The organism is Escherichia sp. WS1265 (assembly GCF_046487585.1).
Lineage (GTDB): Bacteria > Pseudomonadota > Gammaproteobacteria > Enterobacterales > Enterobacteriaceae > Escherichia > Escherichia coli.
On the sequence record NZ_JBJQJE010000001.1, the window covers coordinates 87475 to 109646 of the forward strand.

General features: G+C 49.1%; 26 protein-coding genes and 3 tRNA genes. 22 read left to right on the top strand and 7 right to left on the bottom strand.

Annotated features, from left to right (window positions below; genetic code table 11):
* Window positions 1–27 precede the first annotated feature (27 nt).
* The 7 genes from fliA to sdiA all read left to right on the top strand — a co-directional run bounded on the left by fliA (window position 28) and on the right by sdiA (window position 5707).
* A complete protein-coding gene (fliA, locus tag ACJHX3_RS00400) occupies window positions 28–747 on the top strand; it encodes an RNA polymerase sigma factor FliA (protein WP_001087467.1) in 720 nt (239 codons plus the stop codon).
* A gap of 45 nt (window positions 748–792) precedes the next feature.
* Window positions 793–1344, top strand: a complete 552-nt coding sequence (gene fliZ, locus ACJHX3_RS00405; protein WP_001296169.1) for a flagella biosynthesis regulatory protein FliZ — start codon at window positions 793–795, stop codon at window positions 1342–1344.
* Window positions 1345–1431: 87 nt separating this feature from the next.
* Window positions 1432–2232 (top strand): cystine ABC transporter substrate-binding protein, encoded by an 801-nt coding sequence (tcyJ, locus tag ACJHX3_RS00410; protein ID WP_001296168.1) that lies wholly within the window; start codon window positions 1432–1434, stop codon window positions 2230–2232.
* 104 nt (window positions 2233–2336) lie between these two features.
* A complete protein-coding gene (gene dcyD / locus ACJHX3_RS00415; RefSeq protein ID WP_001128215.1) occupies window positions 2337–3323 on the top strand; it encodes a D-cysteine desulfhydrase in 987 nt (328 codons plus the stop codon).
* A gap of 14 nt (window positions 3324–3337) precedes the next feature.
* Window positions 3338–4006 carry a cystine ABC transporter permease gene (gene tcyL / locus ACJHX3_RS00420; RefSeq protein ID WP_001158220.1) on the top strand — a complete coding sequence of 223 codons (669 nt, stop codon included), beginning with the start codon at window positions 3338–3340 and terminating at the stop codon, window positions 4004–4006.
* Window positions 4003–4755, top strand: coding sequence for an L-cystine ABC transporter ATP-binding protein TcyN (gene tcyN, locus ACJHX3_RS00425; protein WP_001273000.1), 753 nt, complete (start codon window positions 4003–4005; stop codon window positions 4753–4755). Before tcyL ends, tcyN begins: the two co-directional genes overlap by 4 nt.
* 229 nt (window positions 4756–4984) lie before the next feature.
* Window positions 4985–5707: a transcriptional regulator SdiA gene (gene sdiA / locus ACJHX3_RS00430; protein ID WP_001154255.1), complete on the top strand. Its 723-nt coding sequence runs from the start codon at window positions 4985–4987 to the stop codon at window positions 5705–5707.
* 66 nt (window positions 5708–5773) lie between these two features.
* Here sdiA and yecF read toward each other — a convergent pair whose 3' ends face one another.
* Window positions 5774–5998 (bottom strand): DUF2594 family protein YecF, encoded by a 225-nt coding sequence (gene yecF, locus ACJHX3_RS00435; protein ID WP_000106474.1) that lies wholly within the window; start codon window positions 5996–5998, stop codon window positions 5774–5776.
* Entirely contained in the window at window positions 5985–6161 is a 177-nt protein-coding gene (gene yecU, locus ACJHX3_RS00440) for a protein YecU (protein WP_032245964.1), read from the bottom strand. Before yecU ends, yecF begins: the two co-directional genes overlap by 14 nt.
* A gap of 294 nt (window positions 6162–6455) precedes the next feature.
* On the opposite strand from yecU, the gene uvrY reads away from it, so the two are divergent.
* The 7 genes from uvrY to yecA all read left to right on the top strand — a co-directional run bounded on the left by uvrY (window position 6456) and on the right by yecA (window position 10861).
* Window positions 6456–7112: a UvrY/SirA/GacA family response regulator transcription factor gene (gene uvrY, locus ACJHX3_RS00445; RefSeq protein WP_000611328.1), complete on the top strand. Its 657-nt coding sequence runs from the start codon at window positions 6456–6458 to the stop codon at window positions 7110–7112.
* Window positions 7109–8941, top strand: coding sequence for an excinuclease ABC subunit UvrC (uvrC, locus tag ACJHX3_RS00450; protein WP_001283421.1), 1833 nt, complete (start codon window positions 7109–7111; stop codon window positions 8939–8941). Before uvrY ends, uvrC begins: the two co-directional genes overlap by 4 nt.
* Before the next feature lie 56 nt (window positions 8942–8997).
* Window positions 8998–9546 (top strand): CDP-diacylglycerol--glycerol-3-phosphate 3-phosphatidyltransferase, encoded by a 549-nt coding sequence (gene pgsA, locus ACJHX3_RS00455; RefSeq protein WP_001160187.1) that lies wholly within the window; start codon window positions 8998–9000, stop codon window positions 9544–9546.
* Window positions 9547–9697: 151 nt separating this feature from the next.
* Window positions 9698–9773 (top strand) — tRNA-Gly (locus ACJHX3_RS00460).
* A 54-nt stretch (window positions 9774–9827) separates the two neighbouring features.
* Window positions 9828–9901, top strand: a tRNA-Cys gene (locus ACJHX3_RS00465).
* A 12-nt stretch (window positions 9902–9913) separates the two neighbouring features.
* Window positions 9914–10000 (top strand) — tRNA-Leu (locus tag ACJHX3_RS00470).
* Between the two features lie 195 nt (window positions 10001–10195).
* Window positions 10196–10861 (top strand): UPF0149 family protein YecA, encoded by a 666-nt coding sequence (gene yecA / locus ACJHX3_RS00475; RefSeq protein ID WP_000847877.1) that lies wholly within the window; start codon window positions 10196–10198, stop codon window positions 10859–10861.
* Between the two features lie 50 nt (window positions 10862–10911).
* Here yecA and tyrP read toward each other — a convergent pair whose 3' ends face one another.
* The gene (tyrP, locus tag ACJHX3_RS00480) at window positions 10912–12123 is read right to left on the bottom strand and encodes a tyrosine transporter TyrP (protein ID WP_000797573.1); all 1212 of its coding nucleotides are present in this window, start codon (window positions 12121–12123) and stop codon (window positions 10912–10914) included.
* 190 nt (window positions 12124–12313) lie between these two features.
* On the opposite strand from tyrP, the gene ACJHX3_RS00485 reads away from it, so the two are divergent.
* Window positions 12314–12553: a YecH family metal-binding protein gene (locus ACJHX3_RS00485; protein WP_000377224.1), complete on the top strand. Its 240-nt coding sequence runs from the start codon at window positions 12314–12316 to the stop codon at window positions 12551–12553.
* Window positions 12554–12590: 37 nt separating this feature from the next.
* On the opposite strand, the gene ftnA is transcribed toward ACJHX3_RS00485, so the two are convergent.
* Together ftnA and ACJHX3_RS00495 are read right to left on the bottom strand one after the other, a co-directional pair.
* Window positions 12591–13088, bottom strand: a complete 498-nt coding sequence (gene ftnA, locus ACJHX3_RS00490) for a non-heme ferritin (RefSeq protein WP_000917208.1) — start codon at window positions 13086–13088, stop codon at window positions 12591–12593.
* Window positions 13089–13258: 170 nt separating this feature from the next.
* A complete protein-coding gene (locus ACJHX3_RS00495; RefSeq protein ID WP_001237859.1) occupies window positions 13259–13582 on the bottom strand; it encodes a YecR-like lipofamily protein in 324 nt (107 codons plus the stop codon).
* A gap of 262 nt (window positions 13583–13844) precedes the next feature.
* On the opposite strand from ACJHX3_RS00495, the gene azuC reads away from it, so the two are divergent.
* Complete coding sequence (azuC, locus tag ACJHX3_RS00500) at window positions 13845–13931, top strand: stress response protein AzuC (protein ID WP_010723106.1); 87 nt, start codon at window positions 13845–13847, stop codon at window positions 13929–13931.
* A gap of 113 nt (window positions 13932–14044) precedes the next feature.
* Entirely contained in the window at window positions 14045–14296 is a 252-nt protein-coding gene (gene yecJ, locus ACJHX3_RS00505) for a DUF2766 family protein YecJ (protein ID WP_000082120.1), read from the top strand.
* A gap of 78 nt (window positions 14297–14374) precedes the next feature.
* Here yecJ and ACJHX3_RS00510 read toward each other — a convergent pair whose 3' ends face one another.
* Window positions 14375–14878 carry a non-heme ferritin-like protein gene (locus ACJHX3_RS00510; RefSeq protein ID WP_000179469.1) on the bottom strand — a complete coding sequence of 168 codons (504 nt, stop codon included), beginning with the start codon at window positions 14876–14878 and terminating at the stop codon, window positions 14375–14377.
* Between the two features lie 795 nt (window positions 14879–15673).
* Between ACJHX3_RS00510 and araF the strand changes: the two genes are divergently transcribed.
* The 5 genes from araF to otsA all read left to right on the top strand — a co-directional run bounded on the left by araF (window position 15674) and on the right by otsA (window position 21614).
* Window positions 15674–16663: an arabinose ABC transporter substrate-binding protein AraF gene (gene araF, locus ACJHX3_RS00515; protein ID WP_000548675.1), complete on the top strand. Its 990-nt coding sequence runs from the start codon at window positions 15674–15676 to the stop codon at window positions 16661–16663.
* Window positions 16664–16732: 69 nt separating this feature from the next.
* A complete protein-coding gene (gene araG / locus ACJHX3_RS00520) occupies window positions 16733–18247 on the top strand; it encodes an arabinose ABC transporter ATP-binding protein AraG (protein WP_001187819.1) in 1515 nt (504 codons plus the stop codon).
* A 14-nt stretch (window positions 18248–18261) separates the two neighbouring features.
* On the top strand, window positions 18262–19248 hold the full coding sequence (gene araH, locus ACJHX3_RS00525; protein ID WP_001306740.1) for an arabinose ABC transporter permease AraH: 987 nt from the start codon (window positions 18262–18264) through the stop codon (window positions 19246–19248).
* 166 nt (window positions 19249–19414) lie between these two features.
* Entirely contained in the window at window positions 19415–20215 is an 801-nt protein-coding gene (gene otsB / locus ACJHX3_RS00530; RefSeq protein WP_001469461.1) for a trehalose-phosphatase, read from the top strand.
* Window positions 20190–21614 carry an alpha,alpha-trehalose-phosphate synthase gene (gene otsA, locus ACJHX3_RS00535; protein WP_001295646.1) on the top strand — a complete coding sequence of 475 codons (1425 nt, stop codon included), beginning with the start codon at window positions 20190–20192 and terminating at the stop codon, window positions 21612–21614. Before otsB ends, otsA begins: the two co-directional genes overlap by 26 nt.
* 6 nt (window positions 21615–21620) lie before the next feature.
* On the opposite strand, the gene uspC is transcribed toward otsA, so the two are convergent.
* The gene (gene uspC / locus ACJHX3_RS00540; protein ID WP_000122420.1) at window positions 21621–22049 is read right to left on the bottom strand and encodes a universal stress protein UspC; all 429 of its coding nucleotides are present in this window, start codon (window positions 22047–22049) and stop codon (window positions 21621–21623) included.
* Window positions 22050–22172: the final 123 nt, after the last annotated feature.

Consider the following 22172-nt stretch of genomic DNA (forward strand, 5'->3'; position numbering starts at 1 on the left):
AACTCATATAACGCAGGGCTGTTTATCGTGAATTCACTCTATACCGCTGAAGGTGTAATGGATAAACACTCGCTGTGGCAGCGTTATGTCCCGCTGGTGCGTCACGAAGCATTGCGCCTGCAGGTTCGACTGCCCGCGAGCGTGGAACTTGACGATCTGCTACAGGCGGGCGGCATTGGGTTACTTAATGCCGTCGAACGCTATGACGCCCTACAAGGAACGGCATTTACAACTTACGCAGTGCAGCGTATCCGTGGCGCTATGCTGGATGAACTTCGCAGCCGTGACTGGGTGCCGCGCAGCGTGCGACGCAACGCGCGTGAAGTGGCACAGGCAATAGGGCAACTGGAGCAGGAACTTGGCCGCAACGCCACGGAAACTGAGGTTGCGGAACGTTTAGGGATCGATATTGCCGATTATCGCCAAATGTTGCTCGACACCAATAACAGCCAGCTCTTCTCCTACGATGAGTGGCGCGAAGAGCACGGCGATAGCATCGAACTAGTTACTGATGATCATCAGCGAGAAAACCCGCTACAACAACTGCTGGACAGTAATCTGCGCCAGCGGGTGATGGAAGCTATCGAAACGTTGCCGGAGCGCGAAAAACTGGTATTAACCCTCTATTACCAGGAAGAGCTGAATCTCAAAGAGATTGGCGCGGTGCTGGAGGTCGGGGAATCGCGGGTCAGTCAGTTACACAGCCAGGCCATTAAACGGTTACGCACTAAACTGGGTAAGTTATAACGTCAGTAAATGCCGCACTTTAATTTTGACTACCAGGAGTTCTTAATGATGGTGCAGCACCTGAAAAGACGGCCATTAAGCCGCTATCTTAAAGACTTTAAACACAGCCAGACCCATTGCGCGCATTGCCGTAAATTACTCGATCGCATTACCTTAGTTCGCGACGGCAAAATAGTGAATAAAATCGAGATTTCCCGCCTGGACACGCTGCTTGATGAAAATGGCTGGCAAGTGGAACAACAATCATGGGCAGCATTGTGCCGATTTTGCGGTGATTTACATTGCAAAACGCAGAGTGATTTTTTCGATATTATCGGCTTTAAGCAATTTCTTTTTGAGCAAACTGAAATGAGCCCTGGTACGGTGCGTGAATATGTCGTTCGTCTGCGCCGTTTGGGGAATCATCTACACGAGCAAAATATTTCCCTCGATCAGCTGCAGGACGGTTTCCTTGATGAAATCCTCGCCCCGTGGCTGCCCTCCACCAGCACCAACAATTACCGCATCGCGTTACGGAAGTATCAACACTATCAGCGTCAAACGTGTACCGGACTTGTGCAGAAATCCTCCAGCCTGCCTGCTTCTGATATATATTAAATAAGAATAAGATGTAGCGGAGTTGTTTTTGTGTTTACAAACAATGGCTCTACACTGCAAACAGACATAACAACATTCGGGGTGAATATGAAATTAGCACATCTGGGACGTCAGGCATTGATGGGTGTGATGGCCGTGGCGCTGGTTGCGGGTATGAGCGTTAAAAGTTTTGCAGATGAAGGTCTGCTTAATAAAGTCAAAGAGCGCGGCACGCTGCTGGTAGGGCTGGAAGGAACTTATCCGCCGTTCAGTTTTCAGGGGGATGACGGCAAATTAACCGGTTTTGAAGTGGAATTTGCCCAACAGCTGGCAAAACATCTTGGCGTTGAGGCGTCACTAAAACCGACCAAATGGGACGGTATGCTGGCGTCGCTGGACTCTAAACGCATTGATGTGGTGATTAATCAGGTCACCATTTCTGACGAGCGCAAGAAAAAATACGATTTCTCTACCCCGTACACCATTTCCGGTATTCAGGCGCTGGTGAAAAAAGGTAACGAAGGCACCATTAAAACGGCTGATGATCTGAAAGGCAAAAAAGTGGGTGTCGGTCTGGGCACCAACTATGAAGAGTGGCTGCGTCAGAATGTTCAGGGCGTCGATGTGCGTACCTATGATGATGACCCGACCAAATATCAGGATCTGCGCGTAGGCCGTATCGATGCGATCCTCGTTGACCGTCTGGCGGCGCTGGATCTGGTGAAGAAAACCAACGATACGCTGGCAGTAACCGGTGAAGCATTCTCCCGTCAGGAGTCTGGCGTGGCGCTGCGTAAAGGAAATGAAGACCTGCTGAAAGCGGTGAATGATGCAATTGCGGAAATGCAAAAAGATGGCACTTTGCAAGCCCTTTCCGAAAAATGGTTTGGTGCTGATGTGACCAAATAATCAGCATAATGACAAAAAAGGGCGCTTTCACTAGCGCCTTTTTTATTTACGCGTTTTCAGCGTGCATAATAAGAAAATCACAACAACACACATCGGAGGCTGTTATGCCACTGCATAATTTAACCCGTTTTCCACGGCTGGAGTTTATCGGCGCGCCAACGCCGCTCGAATATCTGCCGCGCTTTTCTGATTATCTTGGACGGGAAATTTTCATCAAACGGGATGACGTCACCCCCATGGCAATGGGCGGCAATAAATTACGTAAGCTGGAATTTCTCGCGGCAGATGCCCTGCGCGAAGGTGCCGATACGCTGATTACTGCCGGGGCGATCCAGTCTAACCATGTGCGCCAGACTGCCGCAGTCGCTGCGAAACTCGGTCTGCACTGCGTGGCGCTGCTGGAAAATCCTATTGGCACAACCGCAGAAAACTATTTAACCAACGGCAATCGTTTGTTGCTGGATCTGTTCAATACCCAGATTGAAATGTGCGACGCACTGACCGATCCCAATGCCCAACTGGAAGAGCTGGCGACGCGAGTCGAAGCACAAGGTTTTCGCCCGTATGTCATTCCGGTTGGCGGTTCTAATGCTTTGGGCGCGCTGGGTTATGTGGAGAGTGCGCTGGAAATCGCGCAACAGTGTGAAGGGGCGGTTAATATTTCGTCGGTGGTGGTCGCATCGGGCAGTGCCGGAACTCACGCCGGACTGGCTGTTGGGCTGGAACACCTGATGCCTGAAAGCGAGCTGATTGGCGTGACCGTGTCGCGTTCTGTTGCCGATCAATTGCCGAAAGTGGTTAACCTCCAACAGGCGATTGCGAAAGAACTGGAGCTGACCGCATCAGCGGAAATTTTACTCTGGGATGACTATTTTGCACCTGGCTACGGCGTGCCGAACGACGAAGGCATGGAAGCAGTGAAATTGCTGGCGCGGCTGGAAGGCATTCTGCTTGATCCTGTGTATACCGGAAAAGCGATGGCGGGGCTGATTGACGGTATCAGTCAGAAACGCTTCAAAGATGAAGGGCCGATTCTGTTTATTCATACCGGCGGCGCGCCTGCGCTGTTCGCCTATCATCCCCACGTTTAGCTCCGGAAATGCTCATGCAAGAAAGTATACAACTGGTTATTGATTCCTTGCCGTTCCTGCTGAAAGGGGCTGGGTATACGCTGCAACTCAGTATCGGCGGTATGTTTTTTGGCTTACTGCTAGGGTTTATTCTCGCGCTGATGCGCCTTTCGCCAATCTGGCCCGTGCGCTGGCTGGCGCGTTTTTATATCTCTATTTTTCGTGGTACGCCACTCATCGCACAACTGTTTATGATCTATTACGGCTTGCCGCAGTTTGGCATCGAACTAGATCCCATTCCGTCAGCAATGATTGGTCTGTCGCTAAACACTGCCGCCTATGCTGCCGAAACGCTGCGTGCCGCCATTTCTTCTATTGATAAAGGTCAGTGGGAAGCTGCTGCCAGTATTGGTATGACGCCGTGGCAGACCATGCGTCGCGCGATTTTGCCACAGGCGGCGCGGGTGGCGTTGCCGCCGCTGTCGAACAGCTTTATCAGCCTGGTAAAAGATACGTCGCTGGCCGCGACAATCCAGGTGCCGGAGCTGTTCCGTCAGGCGCAGTTGATTACCTCGCGCACGCTGGAGGTGTTCACCATGTATCTGGCGGCTTCGCTCATCTACTGGATTATGGCGACTGTGTTATCGACGTTGCAGAACCATTTTGAGAATCAACTTAATCGCCAGGAGAGGGAACCCAAATGAGTGCCATTGAAGTTAAGAACCTGGTGAAAAAATTCCACGGTCAGACGGTGCTGCACGGTATCGACCTCGAGGTAAAGCCTGGCGAAGTAGTGGCAATTATCGGTCCGAGTGGTTCCGGTAAAACCACGTTGCTACGCAGCATAAATCTGCTGGAACAACCGGAAGCGGGAACCATCACCGTTGGCGATATCACTATTGATACTGCACGTTCATTAAGTCAGCAAAAATCGCTGATTCGCCAGTTGCGTCAACACGTCGGGTTTGTCTTCCAGAACTTTAATTTGTTTCCACATCGTACGGTGCTGGAAAACATTATTGAAGGGCCGGTGATCGTCAAAGGCGAACCGAAAGAAGAGGCCACGGCGCGCGCTCGCGAGCTGCTGGCGAAAGTTGGGCTGGCCGGTAAAGAAACCAGTTATCCACGTCGTTTGTCTGGCGGTCAACAGCAGCGCGTTGCGATTGCGCGTGCTCTGGCAATGCGTCCTGAAGTGATTTTGTTTGATGAGCCAACGTCGGCGCTGGATCCAGAGCTGGTGGGCGAAGTCCTGAACACCATTCGTCAGCTGGCGCAGGAAAAGCGCACGATGGTGATTGTGACGCACGAAATGAGCTTTGCCCGGGATGTTGCGGACCGGGCGATTTTTATGGACCAGGGGCGGATAGTCGAGCAGGGGGTAGCAAAAGCGTTATTTGCCGATCCTCAGCAGCCTCGCACCCGCCAGTTCCTCGAGAAGTTTCTGCTGCAATAATAAGAAAAAATCAGCCCCGACGATTCACCAGTCGGGGCGGTGCGCCACTTCAAACGTGATAAAACTGCTTAACAAATCAGCATAACTCATTAATAACATAAGAGAATGCGATGGCTTGCAAAAGTAATTCATTGCCTGAATAATATAAATTATATATAAATCTTATTTATGTGATAGTTTGAATTATCATTATAAATGATACTCACTCTCAGGGGCGTTGCGGTTTACTATGCAGGATACGGATTTTTTCAGCTGGCTTCGCACGATGCTGTTGCGTTTTCAGAGGATGGAGGCCGCAGAAGAGGTCTACCATGAAATAGAGCTTCAGGCTCAGCAGCTGGAGTACGATTACTATTCGTTATGTGTTCGCCACCCGGTACCATTCACGCGACCTAAAGTGGCTTTCTACACCAATTACCCTGAGTCGTGGGTTAGTTATTATCAGGCAAAAAATTTTCTCGCAATTGATCCGGTGCTGAACCCTGAAAACTTTAGTCAGGGCCATTTAATGTGGAATGATGACTTATTCAGCGAAGCACAGCCGTTATGGGAAGCTGCGCGCGCACATGGTTTACGCCGCGGTGTCACTCAGTATTTAATGCTGCCAAATCGGGCGCTGGGCTTTTTGTCCTTTTCCCGTTGCAGCACGCGCGAAATACCCATTCTTAGTGATGAACTGCAATTAAAAATGCAGTTACTGGTGCGCGAAAGTCTGATGGCTCTAATGCGTTTAAATGATGAAATAGTGATGACGCCAGAGATGAATTTCAGCAAGCGCGAAAAAGAAATTCTGAAATGGACGGCGGAAGGGAAGACATCAGCAGAGATAGCGATGATTTTGTCAATCTCTGAGAATACGGTCAATTTCCATCAGAAAAACATGCAGAAAAAAATCAATGCACCGAATAAGACCCAAGTGGCCTGTTACGCGGCCGCTACTGGCTTAATTTGATCGCTTTTCTTTCTGCGTGCCAGATGCAAAAACCGGCTGAAAGACACGCTCTCAGCCGGTTTTATATTACTGACGGTAGGCTTGTTTAATTTGCTTAACCGTTTTGGAAAATACTGCAGCCTGGGTTTCGTCTTCGATCAGCGCAAGCTGTTTTTCCATCTTTAACATCACGCGGCCCGCGTCAGCTTGTCCCATCGCCTGCAGCATCAGCGTCAGCATCGCTTTCAGGCAGGAGACTTCATTTGCCAGTTCTTGATTATTCTCGGCAGTAGAAAAATCAGGCGTACTCATTTATTTTCCTCGTCATGTTGCAATGAAAATTTGCGGTGAAAAATGTTAAGGCGGCGGAGTATACCATAAGCTTTGCTAAAAATAGCAGTGGTTGTTTTTTGAGCGTGCCGTCAACGGTGCTATTAAATGTGTTAATATAATGACCAATAAATATTTTTATCATGAATGTTTTTTGCCCGTATTGTTCGGGTTAATTAATGTTACATATTCAGCGGGCTGATTTTCATTTTTGCTGAATAAAGTCAATTTTTGTCACATTTCATCGCAGGGCTTACTGTGAAACGATCCCGGAGCCGTTGGTGACGGGCGTGACCATAACTGTGGACAATCGAATTTACAAAAACGAGAGAAAAATCGAATACCCACCATTTTTAACGTTTCAAAGTTGCAATAAAAACCGCTAATATACGAATGACTAACTATCAGTAGCGTTATCCCTATTTCTGGAGATATTCCTTTGATCAACGTTCTACTTGTTGATGACCACGAACTGGTGCGCGCAGGGATACGACGCATTCTGGAAGATATAAAGGGTATAAAAGTCGTCGGTGAGGCATCGTGCGGTGAAGACGCCGTTAAGTGGTGCCGGGCAAATGCCGTTGACGTGGTGCTAATGGACATGAGTATGCCGGGCATTGGCGGCCTTGAGGCAACGCGTAAAATCGCGCGTTCCACAGCTGATGTCAAAATCATCATGCTTACTGTCCATACAGAAAACCCTTTACCAGCGAAAGTCATGCAGGCCGGTGCTGCTGGCTACCTCAGCAAAGGCGCGGCTCCGCAGGAAGTCGTGAGTGCGATTCGTTCTGTCTATTCTGGGCAGCGTTACATTGCTTCTGACATCGCTCAACAAATGGCATTAAGCCAGATCGAACCAGAAAAAACAGAAAGTCCATTTGCCAGTTTGTCTGAACGTGAATTGCAGATTATGCTGATGATCACTAAGGGCCAGAAGGTCAATGAGATCTCAGAACAGCTCAATCTCAGTCCGAAAACGGTGAACAGCTACCGCTATCGTATGTTCAGTAAACTAAACATTCATGGCGATGTTGAGCTGACTCACCTGGCAATTCGCCATGGTCTGTGTAATGCGGAGACATTATCAAGTCAGTGAGTGATCAGTTTGACGCAAAAGCGTTTTTAAAAACCGTAACCAGCCAGCCAGGCGTTTATCGCATGTACGATGCTGGTGGTACGGTTATCTATGTCGGCAAAGCGAAAGACCTGAAAAAACGGCTTTCCAGCTATTTCCGTAGCAACCTCGCTTCGCGCAAAACCGAAGCGCTGGTCGCCCAGATCCAGCAAATTGATGTAACGGTTACTCATACAGAAACCGAAGCGCTGTTGCTGGAACACAACTACATCAAACTCTATCAGCCGCGTTACAACGTTTTGCTACGCGATGATAAATCTTATCCCTTTATCTTCCTGAGTGGCGATACTCACCCGCGTCTGGCTATGCATCGTGGAGCGAAGCATGCCAAAGGTGAATATTTCGGCCCGTTCCCGAATGGCTATGCCGTACGTGAAACACTGGCGCTACTGCAAAAGATTTTTCCCATTCGCCAGTGCGAAAATAGTGTTTATCGCAATCGCTCGCGTCCGTGTCTGCAATATCAGATAGGGCGCTGTCTGGGACCGTGCGTTGAAGGACTGGTGAGTGAAGAAGAATACGCTCAGCAGGTCGAGTATGTGCGCCTGTTTTTGTCTGGCAAAGATGATCAGGTGCTTACGCAACTCATTAGCCGTATGGAAACTGCCAGCCAGAATCTGGAGTTTGAAGAAGCGGCACGTATTCGCGACCAAATTCAGGCGGTGCGACGCGTCACCGAAAAACAGTTTGTGTCCAATACCGGCGACGACCTTGACGTTATTGGTGTGGCGTTCGATGCGGGCATGGCTTGTGTCCACGTATTGTTCATTCGTCAGGGCAAAGTGCTCGGCAGCCGTAGCTATTTCCCGAAAGTGCCTGGCGGTACGGAACTGAGCGAGGTGGTGGAAACCTTCGTAGGTCAGTTCTATTTACAAGGCAGCCAGATGCGCACCTTACCGGGTGAGATCCTGCTCGATTTTAATCTTAGCGATAAAACGCTGCTCGCCGATTCCCTTTCAGAACTGGCAGGACGCAAGATTAATGTTCAAACCAAACCTCGCGGCGATAGGGCGCGTTATCTGAAACTCGCGCGCACCAATGCGGCGACGGCCTTAACCAGCAAACTTTCGCAGCAATCTACCGTTCACCAGCGACTGACCGCGCTTGCCAGCGTGTTGAAATTACCGGAAGTGAAGCGGATGGAGTGCTTTGACATCAGCCATACCATGGGTGAACAAACCGTCGCTTCCTGTGTGGTGTTTGATGCTAACGGCCCGCTGCGTGCGGAGTATCGGCGCTATAACATTACTGGCATCACGCCGGGCGATGATTATGCGGCGATGAATCAGGTGCTGCGTCGGCGTTATGGTAAAGCCATTGACGACAGTAAGATCCCGGATGTGATCCTTATCGACGGCGGCAAAGGCCAGCTTGCGCAGGCGAAAAATGTCTTCGCCGAACTGGATGTCTCATGGGATAAAAATCATCCGCTGCTACTTGGCGTTGCCAAAGGTGCAGATCGTAAGGCTGGGCTGGAAACGCTGTTCTTTGAGCCGGAAGGTGAGGGATTCAGTTTGCCGCCAGATTCTCCCGCGCTGCATGTTATCCAGCATATACGCGATGAATCTCACGATCACGCGATTGGTGGGCACCGTAAGAAACGGGCGAAGGTCAAAAATACCAGTTCCCTGGAAACCATTGAAGGCGTCGGGCCAAAACGTCGGCAAATGTTGTTGAAATATATGGGCGGTTTGCAAGGTTTACGTAACGCCAGCGTTGAGGAAATTGCAAAAGTGCCGGGTATTTCGCAAGGTCTGGCAGAAAAGATCTTCTGGTCGTTGAAACATTGATGTCTCTGTAGCAACATAGGGGTAATCTTACTGACAACAGATAGTTACCCGTCATTATGCAATTTAATATCCCTACGTTGCTTACACTGTTCCGTGTCATCCTTATCCCATTCTTTGTATTGGTCTTTTATCTGCCTGTCACCTGGTCGCCGTTTGCCGCCGCGCTCATTTTCTGCGTCGCGGCGGTGACTGACTGGTTCGATGGTTTTCTGGCACGCCGCTGGAACCAGAGTACCCGGTTTGGTGCTTTCCTTGACCCTGTCGCAGATAAAGTTCTCGTGGCTATCGCCATGGTGCTGGTAACCGAGCATTATCACAGCTGGTGGGTGACCTTACCGGCGGCAACGATGATCGCCCGTGAAATTATTATTTCTGCGCTACGCGAATGGATGGCGGAGTTGGGTAAACGCAGTAGCGTGGCTGTCTCCTGGATTGGGAAAGTGAAAACAACTGCCCAGATGGTGGCGCTGGCCTGGCTGCTGTGGCGTCCGAACATTTGGGTTGAGTACGCCGGTATTGCACTTTTCTTTGTGGCTGCGGTACTGACTCTGTGGTCAATGTTGCAATATTTGAGCGCTGCGCGTGCAGATTTGCTTGATCAGTGATCGTTTCGGCGCAATTTTCAGCAAACGATCAAAAGTGGTGAAAAATATCGTTGACTCATCGCGCCAGGTAAGTAGAATGCAACGCATCGAACGGCGGCACTGATTGCCAGACGATAATAAAATCAAGTGATTAACTGATTGCTTGATGAATGCGGGAATAGCTCAGTTGGTAGAGCACGACCTTGCCAAGGTCGGGGTCGCGAGTTCGAGTCTCGTTTCCCGCTCCAGTTTAAAAGACATCGGCGTCAAGCGGATGTCTGGCTGAAAGGCCTGAAGAATTTGGCGCGTTAACAAAGCGGTTATGTAGCGGATTGCAAATCCGTCTAGTCCGGTTCGACTCCGGAACGCGCCTCCACTTTTTTCCCGAGCCCGGATGGTGGAATCGGTAGACACAAGGGATTTAAAATCCCTCGGCGTTCGCGCTGTGCGGGTTCAAGTCCCGCTCCGGGTACCATGGGAAAGATAAGAATAAAATCAAAGCAATAAGCAGTGTCGTGAAACCACCTTCGGGTGGTTTTTTTGTGCCTGCAACTTGTCGTTACACCCTCCTTAATTTTTAATCACCGGCAAAGCCACTCAAAAAGTATCTCTGATACGGACCGGCATGTAAGATAGGTGCTGGCGAGTTGAGATCCACAAGGAAAAGCGTATGAAAACGGGACCGTTAAACGAAAGTGAGTTGGAATGGCTGGACGATATTCTGACCAAATACAACACTGACCACGCCATTCTTGATGTGGCGGAGCTGGACGGTTTATTGACGGCGGTGTTGAGTTCTCCGCAAGAGATTGAACCGGCACAGTGGCTGGTTGCCGTGTGGGGTGGGGCTGACTATGTGCCGCGCTGGGCGTCAGAGAAAGAGATGACGCGCTTTATGAACCTGGCTTTTCAGCATATGGCCGATACCGCAGAGCGTCTGAACGAATTCCCGGAGCAGTTTGAGCCGTTATTCGGCTTGCGAGAAGTCGATGGCAGCGAGCTGACGATTGTTGAGGAGTGGTGCTTTGGCTATATGCGGGGCGTGGCACTTTCTGACTGGTCAACGTTGCCCGATTCGTTAAAACCAGCGCTGGATGCGATTGCGCTGCACGGTACTGAGGAAAACTTCGAGCGGGTAGAGAAGATGTCGCCAGAAGCGTTTGAAGAGAGCGTAGATGCTATTCGGCTGGCGGCGCTTGATTTACATGCATACTGGATGGCGCATCCGCAGGAAAAAGCTGTTCAGCAACCGATCAAAGCAGAAGAGAAACCGGGGCGTAACGATCCTTGTCCGTGTGGCAGTGGTAAGAAATTTAAGCAGTGCTGCCTGCATTAAGAGGTCACATTGGGTGTCAGCGTTAATTCTGGCACCCAATAAGAATCTAATCACCCCACTTCTGGTAACAAGCCTGCCGCAATCAAAAATTGCACGCCAATCACAGCAATACCACAGAGAAACACCACCACCAGCGCCGGACGACCACCTTTCACCCGGTAACCCGCCTGAGGATTGTGCTTCCTGCTTTGCCAGGTCAACAGCGAAGGGATAATCAATGCCAGTACCGCCAGCGCCACACCGGCGTAACCCAGCGCCATCACAAATCCTCGTGGATAAAACAGTGCAAACGCCAACGGCGGCAGAAAGGTAATTGCACCAGTTTGCAACCGTCCACCAACGGTATTTGAACGCTGAAATAAATCAGCCAGATAATCAAATAAGCCTAACGCAACGCCGAGAAATGACGTGGCGAGGGCTAAATCAGCAAATAAATGCACTGCCAGCTCAACATGCGGAGAGGCCACCATTTCGCGTAACGCCTGTAACAGCCCGTTTAATCCAGCATGATTAGCCAGCAATCCCATAAAGGTTGTTGAATCAATGCTGCCAAGCGTTGCCACCTGCCAGAAAATATATGCCACCAGGGGGATCGCACTACCGGTTATAAACACCCAGCGTAGCTTACGAACGTTGCCATCCATATAGCTGACAATACTCGGCACGCTACCGTGAAAACCAAATGAGGTAAAAATCACCGGGATTGCTGACAGAGCCAGCCCCTGTTGCAACGGCAGGGTTAAAAGATTCACTTTGTGAATATGCGGCAGCAGTAGTACCAGCATTACCACCAGAAAAATAATCTTGGCGCTGAACAGAAAACGGTTAAACAAATCGACCAGCGATGTCCCGACACAAACCACGCCACCGGCAACAAAAGTGAACAACAGCACGCCAGCGGTTGCCGACATTGAAATACCTGTCCAGTCGCTGATGCTGGAGGCCAACAATTCACCGGCACCGCTGATGTATGCCGCAGTTAGAGCATACATTAAGAACATCATACTGAAGCCCGTCAGCCACTGACCGTAGCGTCCCAGATAGCGTTTTGCCAGCGTGCCCAGGCCGGTATCTGCCGGGACATGCTGGTACACCTCCAGCAGTAATAGCGCCGTGTAGCACATCAACGCCCAAAGCCCAATCAACAAGATTAACGTGACGCTAAAACCAACACCTGCCGCAGCCAGCGGCATTGCCAGCATGCCTGCGCCAATTGTGGTTCCCGCCACGATAAAAACACTTCCCAGAGTTCTGTTTTTCACGCTTTCTTCTGTCCTGACGATCTTTATGAGTGATATCTGCGGCGCAGGTTAAGGCATAACGGCTGCTTCGTCAAACCGGCGTTACATATGGTGTAAATATAAATGTACAATAAAATGCGTTCAGTCCTGCGCTGGCGCAAAGTCTTGGTAAGCGGCAATCGCTACGCTAGCCTTTTTTCGAGGAGGAACGATGGACTCTATTCACGGTCATGAAGTGTTAAATATGATGATTGAATCAGGTGAGCAATATACGCATGCCAGTCTGGAAGCTGCGATTAAAGCGCGTTTTGGTGAACAGGCACGTTTTCACACTTGCTCGGCAGAAGGGATGACAGCGGGAGAGCTGGTAGCGTTTCTGGCAGCAAAAGGCAAATTTATACCTTCGGAAGAAGGTTTTTCGACCGATCAGAGTAAGATTTGCCGTCACTGATTTGAAACGGCGGCAGTAAACCTGCCGCCGGAGAACATTAGTTTTGTGTGTCGAGGGTAGAGAGTTCTTTGTCGATAAAATACAAACCTTCGCCGCTTTTGCCTGCCAGGCTTAATTTATCAATAATCGATTTGAACAGTTTCTCTTCTTCATGCTGCTCAGAAACATACCATTGCAGGAAATTAAAAGTTGGGTAGTCCTGATTGGTCATTGCAGCATGAGCCAGTTCGTTAATTTTCTGCGTGATTAATTGTTCGTGTTTATAGGTTTCCTGGAATAATTCATCAAGTGAGGAATATTCAGCAAACGGAGATTCAACGGTATTAATACGCGGTAAATTGCCGGTATCAGTCAGATAATCAAACAGACGCTGCATATGCGTCATCTCTTCCTGGGCGTGGCGGCGCAGGAACGCGGCAGCACCTTCGAAGGTATGATAGCTGCACCAGGCGCTCATTTGCTGATAAAGCAGTGAAGAGTACAGTTCCAGGTTCATCTGCTCATTAAGTTTTTCAATCATTTCTGGTTTCAGCATGATAGTGCTCCACAAAGGTTATATTTGTTGCTGTGGCGTCACTATAATTTGTTATTTTATTATTTGCAAAAGGTAAAATATAAACTTCATTTATTAAAAATACGAATGGGAATAAAACGCATTACCGCTATTTCTTTAATCAGCGAAGATCCCCTCGCTGATTAAAATATTTAGAGAAAGACAGGGAAGGCGGAATGATGGCACTGATATGACAAAGTGAATTCCGTATTCAAACATAAGGAACCCGCAAAGAGGCTACAGTTGCCTACTGGCTGACCAAAGGGGATAGCGTGGGTATAGCCTTCCTGCTGGCATGCGCGATCGGCGATCCCGCGACTGACATAACGATCGGTACGGGCATGCTGCAAAAAAGCCTGATCATAAACCAACCGAACAATACCTGTTGCCGCGTCAACTTCGCCCACATGAGCCTGGCGAGTAACTGTGCACCCCGCCAGCGTTATTAATGAAAGAGTCAGAATCAGAAGTCTCATGGTCCAGCCAGAAGAGTAAAAGAAAGCAGTATTTTACGCGTTACAGCGCTGCGACAATGGCCGGAAAAGACGCCTGGCAGGCGCTATTTCTTGCCATCTGTAGGTGTCAGAAAGGGGGTAGCTGCTTTTTGATTATCATTTTTATAACATTAAAGGGGTGTTTATGTGATTTGCATCACATAAAGATTGATTTTTGTGATGGTTGTCATATTATAAGCGCAAAGACAATAACATCTGTATAACAAATGGTCGGAGTGCCGCGATGAAACTGCGCAAAATCCTGAAAAGTATGTTCAACAACTATTGCAAGACGTTCAAAGACGTACCGCCAGGCAATATGTTCCGATAACAAAAAACCTGCTCCGGCAGGTTTTTTGTGTCCTGATGACGGTGGATGTGACTATCGCTGAAGATGTGAAGCCGCTACTATAACGGCTTTCAAAATGCTATCAGGAGTTTACGATGTCCCAGCCGCTGAATGCCGATCAGGAACTGGTTTCTGATGTGGTTGCTTGCCAGTTGGTTATCAAACAAATTCTGGATGTTCTCGATGTAATCGCGCCCGTTGAAGTTCGTGAAAAAATGTCCAGCCAGCTGAAGAATATCGACTTTACTCACCATCCCGCCGCCGCAGACCCGGTCACCATGCGGGCAATCCAAAAAGCCATCGCGCTGATTGAACTCAAGTTTACCCCACAGGGCGAATCCCATTAAAAAACCGCTGCTTCAAAAAGATGAGGCAGCGGTTTCTCAAAAACTTCTTCGGCGCAATTGCATTAGCGCCGATGACGATCAATGCAGCTGATGCGACACGACATTCAGAACATGTTGGTCGGTCTGCACAGGGCACATACCAGCAAGTTTCGCACTGCGCACTTCATCAAGAATGGTTTGCAGCAACAGGCCATCATGCTGCTGTTCTTTTTCCAGATCGCGCAGGAAATTGACGGTTGAATCATCATTCAGTTCTTTAGCTTCATCGGCTAACTGTGCCAGCGTGCTTGAACGTTGCTCGTATTCTTCCATCGTTTTTTGGAAAAGTTCTTCCAGTGAGTTCAGTTTTTCACCGGGAACATCAATGGCTTTAACGATGGGAGTAGCGCCGACACTCTTCATAAAGTTAAACATGCGCATCATTTGGGTCACATTACTCTGTGCCTGGGCGCGAAGGAAAGTGGCGGTGCCGTTCAGACTCTGTTCAGAACACCAGTTACTCAGGTGAAGGTAGAGATTGGATGCGTAAAACTCGCGGTTCATTTGAGAGTTGAGTTTGAGAAGCATTCCAGCGGTTGCCATACCTAATATCCTTATATCCAGAAGTGGAGAGGTGCAAGATAAATCAAAACACCATAATTACTGTTTGCAGAATAATTCCTTTCTGCCGGTCCGAAATGTGATCGTGGAGTCAATTCTGACGATGATCTGAAATAAGAATAACGTCTGAACGGGTATAAGAAAATGCTTAAATCATCAAGTTTATATATTTTTACATTTCATTGATGAAATCAATGTAACTGCAATGAATTTTAATGATAGTGCTTTTTGTATCTTGTTGATATTAATCGGTGAATTTGAATTCATGATGAAGCAATGATTTTTTAAAACGTTTTTTCATTTTTGCGATATGGCTCTCAGTATACGTGTTCTGTTAATTAATGAACACGGTGATAATTAATGGCGAAATGAATGACGCGCTTTTTCCACATCTTTGAGTTGCGGTTATTACACCATTGCAAAAACTCAACGCCAGGTAATGTGGCCTATTGACTGGTTAAAAAAAAGACATCCCGCTGGGTACCAAAGACAACAAGGATTTCCAGGCTAATCTTATGGATTAATCTGCTGTGCACTAGACAATTTGTCAGACAAATTGGCTTTTCCTTATGTCTTTTCCCGCTAAATTTATGCACGTTCTCACTGTAATTCTGCGATGTGATATTGCTCTCCTATGGAGAATTAATTTCTCGCTAAAACTATGTCAACACAGTCACTTATCTTTTAGTTAAAAGGTAATGCTTTGTTTTCCGATTAATTTAACGAATGTCATTCGTTTTTGCCCTACACAAAACGACACTAAAGCTGGAGAGAACCATGCACAAATTTACTAAAGCCCTGGCAGCCATTGGTCTGGCAGCCGTTATGTCACAATCCGCTATGGCGGAGAACCTGAAGCTCGGTTTCCTGGTGAAGCAACCGGAAGAGCCGTGGTTCCAGACCGAATGGAAGTTTGCCGATAAAGCCGGGAAGGATTTAGGGTTTGAGGTTATTAAGATTGCCGTGCCGGATGGCGAAAAAACATTGAACGCGATCGACAGCCTGGCTGCCAGTGGCGCGAAAGGTTTCGTTATTTGTACTCCGGACCCGAAACTCGGCTCTGCCATCGTGGCGAAAGCGCGTGGCTACGATATGAAAGTCATTGCCGTGGATGACCAGTTTGTTAACGCCAAAGGTAAGCCAATGGATACCGTTCCGCTGGTGATGATGGCTGCGACCAAAATTGGCGAACGTCAGGGCCAGGAACTGTATAAAGAGATGCAGAAACGGGGCTGGGATGTCAAAGAAAGCGCGGTGATGGCGATTACCGCCAACGAACTGGATACGGCTCGTCGCCGTACTACGGGGTCTATGGATGCGCTGAAAGCGGCAGGATTCCCGGAAAAACAAATTTATCAGGTACCTACCAAATCTAACGACATCCCGGGGGCATTTGACGCTGCCAACTCAATGCTGGTTCAACATCCGGAAGTTAAACATTGGCTGATCGTCGGTATGAACGACAGCACCGTACTTGGCGGCGTACGCGCGACGGAAGGTCAGGGCTTTAAAGCGGCCGATATCATCGGTATCGGTATTAACGGTGTGGATGCGGTGAGCGAACTGTCTAAGGCACAGGCAACCGGCTTCTACGGTTCCCTGCTGCCAAGCCCGGACGTACATGGCTATAAATCCAGCGAAATGCTTTACAACTGGGTAGCAAAAGACGTTGAACCGCCAAAATTTACCGAAGTTACCGACGTGGTATTGATCACGCGTGACAACTTTAAAGAAGAACTGGAGAAAAAAGGTTTAGGCGGTAAGTAATTTGCCGGAAAAATTCCCCTCTGCATGATGCAGAGGGGGTGTGAACGACCAGTGATTCACGGAGACGTTATGCAACAGTCTACCCCGTATCTCTCATTTCGCGGCATCGGTAAAACGTTTCCCGGCGTTAAGGCGCTGACGGATATTAGTTTTGATTGCTATGCCGGTCAGGTTCATGCGTTGATGGGTGAAAATGGCGCAGGAAAATCAACTCTCTTAAAAATCCTCAGCGGCAACTATGCGCCAACCACGGGTTCTGTAGTGATTAATGGGCAGGAAATGTCCTTTTCCGACACGACCGCAGCACTTAACGCGGGTGTGGCGATTATTTACCAGGAACTGCATCTCGTGCCGGAAATGACCGTCGCGGAAAACATCTATCTCGGCCAGCTGCCGCATAAAGGCGGCATTGTGAATCGCTCATTGCTGAATTATGAGGCGGGTTTACAACTTAAACATCTTGGTATGGATATTGACCCGGACACGCCGCTGAAATATCTCTCCATTGGTCAGTGGCAGATGGTTGAAATTGCCAAAGCCCTGGCGCGTAATGCCAAAATTATCGCATTTGATGAGCCAACCAGCTCCCTCTCTGCCCGTGAAATCGACAATCTTTTCCGCGTTATTCGTGAACTGCGAAAAGAGGGGCGGGTGATCTTATACGTTTCTCACCGTATGGAAGAAATATTTGCCCTCAGCGATGCCATCACCGTCTTTAAAGATGGGCGTTATGTCAAAACCTTTACTGATATGCAGCAGGTTGACCACGACGCCCTGGTGCAGGCGATGGTCGGGCGCGACATCGGCGATATCTACGGCTGGCAACCGCGTAGTTATGGCGAGGAGCGCCTGCGTCTTGATGCTGTGAAAGCACCAGGCGTGCGTACGCCAATAAGTCTGGCGGTTCGCAGTGGAGAAATTGTCGGTCTGTTTGGTCTGGTCGGGGCAGGGCGTAGCGAATTAATGAAAGGCATGTTTGGCGGGACGCAAATTACCGCCGGTCAGGTTTATATCGACCAACAGCCGATCGATATTCGTAAACCGAGCCACGCCATTGCCGCAGGCATGATGCTCTGCCCGGAAGATCGCAAAGCCGAAGGCATTATTCCTGTGCACTCCGTTCGCGACAATATCAACATCAGTGCCAGACGTAAACATGTGCTCGGCGGTTGTGTAATCAACAACGGTTGGGAAGAAAACAATGCCGATCACCACATTCGTTCGCTTAACATCAAAACGCCGGGCGCTGAGCAACTGATCATGAATCTCTCAGGCGGAAATCAGCAAAAAGCCATTCTGGGCCGCTGGTTATCGGAAGAGATGAAGGTCATTTTGCTGGATGAACCTACGCGCGGCATTGATGTTGGCGCTAAGCACGAAATATATAACGTAATTTATGCGCTGGCGGCGCAGGGTGTGGCGGTGCTATTTGCCTCCAGCGACTTACCTGAAGTCCTCGGCGTTGCCGACCGGATTGTGGTGATGCGCGAAGGTGAAATCGCCGGTGAATTGTTACACGAGCAGGCAGATGAGCGTCAGGCACTGAGCCTTGCGATGCCTAAAGTCAGCCAGGCAGTTGCCTGAGTAAGGAGAGTATGATGTCTTCTGTTTCTACATCGGGTTCTGGCGCACCTAAGTCGTCATTCAGCTTCGGGCGTATCTGGGATCAGTACGGCATGCTGGTGGTGTTTGCGGTCCTTTTTATCGCCTGTGCCATTTTTGTCCCGAACTTTGCCACCTTCATTAATATGAAAGGGTTGGGCCTGGCAATTTCCATGTCGGGGATGGTGGCTTGTGGCATGTTGTTCTGCCTTGCTTCCGGTGACTTTGACCTTTCTGTCGCCTCCGTAATTGCCTGTGCGGGTGTCACCACGGCGGTGGTTATCAACCTGACTGAAAGCCTGTGGATTGGCGTGGCAGCGGGTTTGTTGCTGGGCGTTCTCTGTGGCCTGGTCAATGGCTTTGTTATCGCCAAACTGAAAATAAATGCCCTGATCACGACACTGGCAACGATGCAGATTGTTCGAGGTCTGGCGTACATCATTTCAGACGGTAAAGCGGTCGGTATCGAAGATGAAAGCTTCTTTGCCCTTGGTTACGCCAACTGGTTCGGTCTGCCTGCGCCAATCTGGCTTACCGTCGCGTGTCTGATTGTCTTTGGTTTGCTGCTGAATAAAACCACCTTTGGGCGTAACACCCTGGCGATTGGTGGGAACGAAGAGGCTGCGCGTCTGGCGGGTGTACCGGTTGTTCGCACCAAAATTATTATCTTTGTTCTCTCTGGTCTGGTATCAGCGATAGCCGGAATTATTCTGGCTTCACGTATGACCAGTGGGCAGCCAATGACGTCGATTGGTTATGAGCTGATTGTTATCTCCGCCTGCGTTTTAGGTGGCGTTTCTCTGAAAGGCGGCATCGGAAAAATCTCATATGTGGTGGCGGGTATCTTAATTTTAGGCACCGTGGAAAACGCCATGAACCTGCTTAATATTTCTCCTTTCGCCCAGTACGTGGTTCGCGGCTTAATCCTGCTGGCAGCGGTGATCTTCGACCGTTACAAGCAAAAAGCGAAACGCACTGTTTGATGCTTTTTTCCACAACAATTTAGCGTTTTTTCCCACCACAGCCAGCCGCCACAACGGTTGGCTGTTCTTCGTTACAAATGGCGACCCCCGTCACACTGTCTATACTTACATGTCTGTAAAGCGCGTTCTGCGCAACACAATAAGAAAAGAGAAGGAGGAGAACCGGGTGACAGAACCGTTAACCGAAACCCCTGAACTATCCGCGAAATATGCCTGGTTTTTTGATCTCGATGGAACGCTGGCGGAAATCAAACCGCATCCCGATCAGGTCGTCGTGCCTGACAATATTCTGCAAGGACTTCAGCTACTGGCAACCGCAAGTGATGGTGCATTGGCATTGATATCAGGGCGCTCAATGGTGGAGCTTGATGCACTGGCAAAACCTTATCGCTTCCCATTAGCGGGCGTGCATGGGGCGGAGCGCCGTGACATCAATGGTAAAACGCATATCGTTCATCTGCCGGATGCGATTGCGCGTGATATTAGCGTGCAACTGCATACGGTCATCGCCCAGTATCCCGGTGCGGAGCTGGAGACGAAAGGGATGGCTTTTGCTCTGCATTATCGTCAGGCTTCGCAGCATGAAGACGCATTAGTGACATTAGCGCAACGTATTACTCAGATCTGGCCACAAATGGCGTTACAGCAGGGAAAGTGTGTTGTCGAGATCAAACCGAGAGGTACCAGTAAAGGTGAGGCGATTGCTGCCTTTATGCAGGAAGCTCCCTTTATCGGGCGAACGCCGGTATTTCTGGGCGATGATTTAACCGATGAATCTGGCTTCGCAGTCGTTAACCGGCTGGGCGGAATGTCAGTAAAAATTGGCACAGGCGCAACTCAGGCATCATGGCGACTGGCGGGCGTACCGGATGTCTGGAGCTGGCTTGAAATGATAACCACCGCATTACAACAAAAAAGAGAAAATAACAGGAGTGATGACTATGAGTCGTTTAGTCGTAGTATCTAACCGGATTGCACCACCAGATGAGCACGCCGCCAGTGCCGGTGGCCTTGCCGTTGGCATTCTGGGGGCACTGAAAGCCGCAGGTGGACTGTGGTTTGGCTGGAGTGGCGAAACAGGGAATGAGGATCAGCCGCTAAAAAAGGTGAAAAAGGGTAACATTACGTGGGCCTCTTTTAACCTCAGCGAACAGGACCTTGACGAATACTACAACCAATTCTCCAATGCCGTTCTCTGGCCCGCTTTTCATTATCGGCTCGATCTGGTGCAATTTCAGCGTCCTGCCTGGGACGGCTATCTACGCGTAAATGCGTTGCTGGCAGATAAATTACTGCCGCTGTTGCAAGACGATGACATTATCTGGATCCACGATTATCACCTGTTGCCCTTTGCGCATGAATTACGCAAACGTGGGGTGAATAATCGCATTGGTTTCTTTTTGCATATTCCTTTCCCGACACCGGAAATCTTCAACGCGCTGCCGACATATGATACCTTGCTTGAACAGCTTTGTGATTATGATTTGCTGGGTTTCCAGACGGAGAACGATCGTCTGGCGTTCCTGGATTGCCTTTCTAACCTGACCCGCGTCACGACGCGTAGCGCAAAAAGCCATACGGCGTGGGGCAAAGCGTTTCGAACGGAAGTTTACCCGATCGGCATTGAACCGAAAGAAATAGCGAAACAGGCTGCCGGACCACTGCCGCCAAAACTGGCGCAACTTAAAGCGGAACTGAAAAACGTACAAAATATCTTTTCTGTCGAACGGCTGGATTATTCCAAAGGTTTGCCGGAGCGTTTTCTCGCCTATGAAGCGTTGCTGGAAAAATATCCGCAGCATCATGGTAAAATTCGTTATACCCAGATTGCACCAACGTCGCGTGGTGATGTGCAAGCCTATCAGGATATTCGTCATCAGCTCGAAAATGAAGCTGGACGAATTAATGGTAAATACGGGCAATTAGGCTGGACGCCGCTTTATTATTTGAATCAGCATTTTGACCGTAAATTACTGATGAAAATATTCCGCTACTCTGACGTGGGCTTAGTGACGCCACTGCGTGACGGGATGAACCTGGTAGCAAAAGAGTATGTTGCCGCTCAGGACCCAGCCAACCCGGGCGTTCTTGTTCTTTCGCAATTTGCGGGAGCGGCAAACGAGTTAACGTCGGCGTTAATTGTTAACCCCTACGATCGTGACGAAGTTGCAGCTGCGCTGGATCGTGCATTGACTATGTCGCTGGCGGAACGTATTTCCCGTCATGCAGAGATGCTGGACGTTATCGTGAAAAACGATATTAACCACTGGCAGGAGTGCTTCATTAGCGACCTAAAGCAGATAGTTCCGCGAAGCGCGGAAAGCCAGCAGCGCGATAAAGTTGCTACCTTTCCAAAGCTTGCGTAGGAGCGGTTAATCTCCCGTAAGTGGAACTAACAGCACATCGACCTCACATGAGGCAATCACTCTTTTCGCCGAGCAGGATGCTCGCGAAAAGAAACTGTGATTGTGATTACCGCAAATCACCAAATCGAAATGATGTTTGCGACAAACCTCCAGAATATGTTCGCTTAACTCACCGTAGGCAATAAACGTCTCGTCAACGGGATACCCCGCATCCTGAATTAACTTATCAAGAAAGCTTTGTGTTTCTTCCTGCATCACGCTGCGTAAATCTTCAAGCATCGGCGCGGCTAATTGATTGTACATTTCCGGGTCGGAAGCGAGAGTAATTAAACTGATGTGTCCCTTTACTGGCCTGGCGATAGATACCGCTTTTGCCAGCAGTTGCTGACTTTCCGGTGTAACCGCAACGGCGACAAGAATATTGCTATAGCTCATAACCTGTTCCTTATTCTGTGAACTTCAGGTGACATTAAAGCTTTACTCCTAATGGAGAATCGACGCAATCCCAACTCAGTCAAACAGGTAAATATTAGTGTGATTATTAGTAAATACAATTAA

What these genes read in the sequence shown, in the direction of transcription:
- fliZ (WP_001296169.1), top strand. Translation starts at nt 793, where the DNA reads ATGATGGTGCAGCACCTGAAAAGACGGCCATTAAGCCGCTATCTTAAA.
- tcyJ (WP_001296168.1), top strand. Translation starts at nt 1,432, where the DNA reads ATGAAATTAGCACATCTGGGACGTCAGGCATTGATGGGTGTGATGGCC.
- dcyD (WP_001128215.1), top strand. Translation starts at nt 2,337, where the DNA reads ATGCCACTGCATAATTTAACCCGTTTTCCACGGCTGGAGTTTATCGGC.
- tcyL (WP_001158220.1), top strand. Translation starts at nt 3,338, where the DNA reads ATGCAAGAAAGTATACAACTGGTTATTGATTCCTTGCCGTTCCTGCTG.
- tcyN (WP_001273000.1), top strand. Translation starts at nt 4,003, where the DNA reads ATGAGTGCCATTGAAGTTAAGAACCTGGTGAAAAAATTCCACGGTCAG.
- sdiA (WP_001154255.1), top strand. Translation starts at nt 4,985, where the DNA reads ATGCAGGATACGGATTTTTTCAGCTGGCTTCGCACGATGCTGTTGCGT.
- yecF (WP_000106474.1), bottom strand. Translation starts at nt 5,998, where the DNA reads ATGAGTACGCCTGATTTTTCTACTGCCGAGAATAATCAAGAACTGGCA.
- yecU (WP_032245964.1), bottom strand. Translation starts at nt 6,161, where the DNA reads ATGATAAAAATATTTATTGGTCATTATATTAACACATTTAATAGCACC.
- pgsA (WP_001160187.1), top strand. Translation starts at nt 8,998, where the DNA reads ATGCAATTTAATATCCCTACGTTGCTTACACTGTTCCGTGTCATCCTT.
- yecA (WP_000847877.1), top strand. Translation starts at nt 10,196, where the DNA reads ATGAAAACGGGACCGTTAAACGAAAGTGAGTTGGAATGGCTGGACGAT.
- ACJHX3_RS00485 (WP_000377224.1), top strand. Translation starts at nt 12,314, where the DNA reads ATGGACTCTATTCACGGTCATGAAGTGTTAAATATGATGATTGAATCA.
- ftnA (WP_000917208.1), bottom strand. Translation starts at nt 13,088, where the DNA reads ATGCTGAAACCAGAAATGATTGAAAAACTTAATGAGCAGATGAACCTG.
- ACJHX3_RS00495 (WP_001237859.1), bottom strand. Translation starts at nt 13,582, where the DNA reads ATGAGACTTCTGATTCTGACTCTTTCATTAATAACGCTGGCGGGGTGC.
- azuC (WP_010723106.1), top strand. Translation starts at nt 13,845, where the DNA reads ATGAAACTGCGCAAAATCCTGAAAAGTATGTTCAACAACTATTGCAAG.
- yecJ (WP_000082120.1), top strand. Translation starts at nt 14,045, where the DNA reads ATGTCCCAGCCGCTGAATGCCGATCAGGAACTGGTTTCTGATGTGGTT.
- ACJHX3_RS00510 (WP_000179469.1), bottom strand. Translation starts at nt 14,878, where the DNA reads ATGGCAACCGCTGGAATGCTTCTCAAACTCAACTCTCAAATGAACCGC.
- araF (WP_000548675.1), top strand. Translation starts at nt 15,674, where the DNA reads ATGCACAAATTTACTAAAGCCCTGGCAGCCATTGGTCTGGCAGCCGTT.
- araG (WP_001187819.1), top strand. Translation starts at nt 16,733, where the DNA reads ATGCAACAGTCTACCCCGTATCTCTCATTTCGCGGCATCGGTAAAACG.
- araH (WP_001306740.1), top strand. Translation starts at nt 18,262, where the DNA reads ATGTCTTCTGTTTCTACATCGGGTTCTGGCGCACCTAAGTCGTCATTC.
- otsA (WP_001295646.1), top strand. Translation starts at nt 20,190, where the DNA reads ATGAGTCGTTTAGTCGTAGTATCTAACCGGATTGCACCACCAGATGAG.
- uspC (WP_000122420.1), bottom strand. Translation starts at nt 22,049, where the DNA reads ATGAGCTATAGCAATATTCTTGTCGCCGTTGCGGTTACACCGGAAAGT.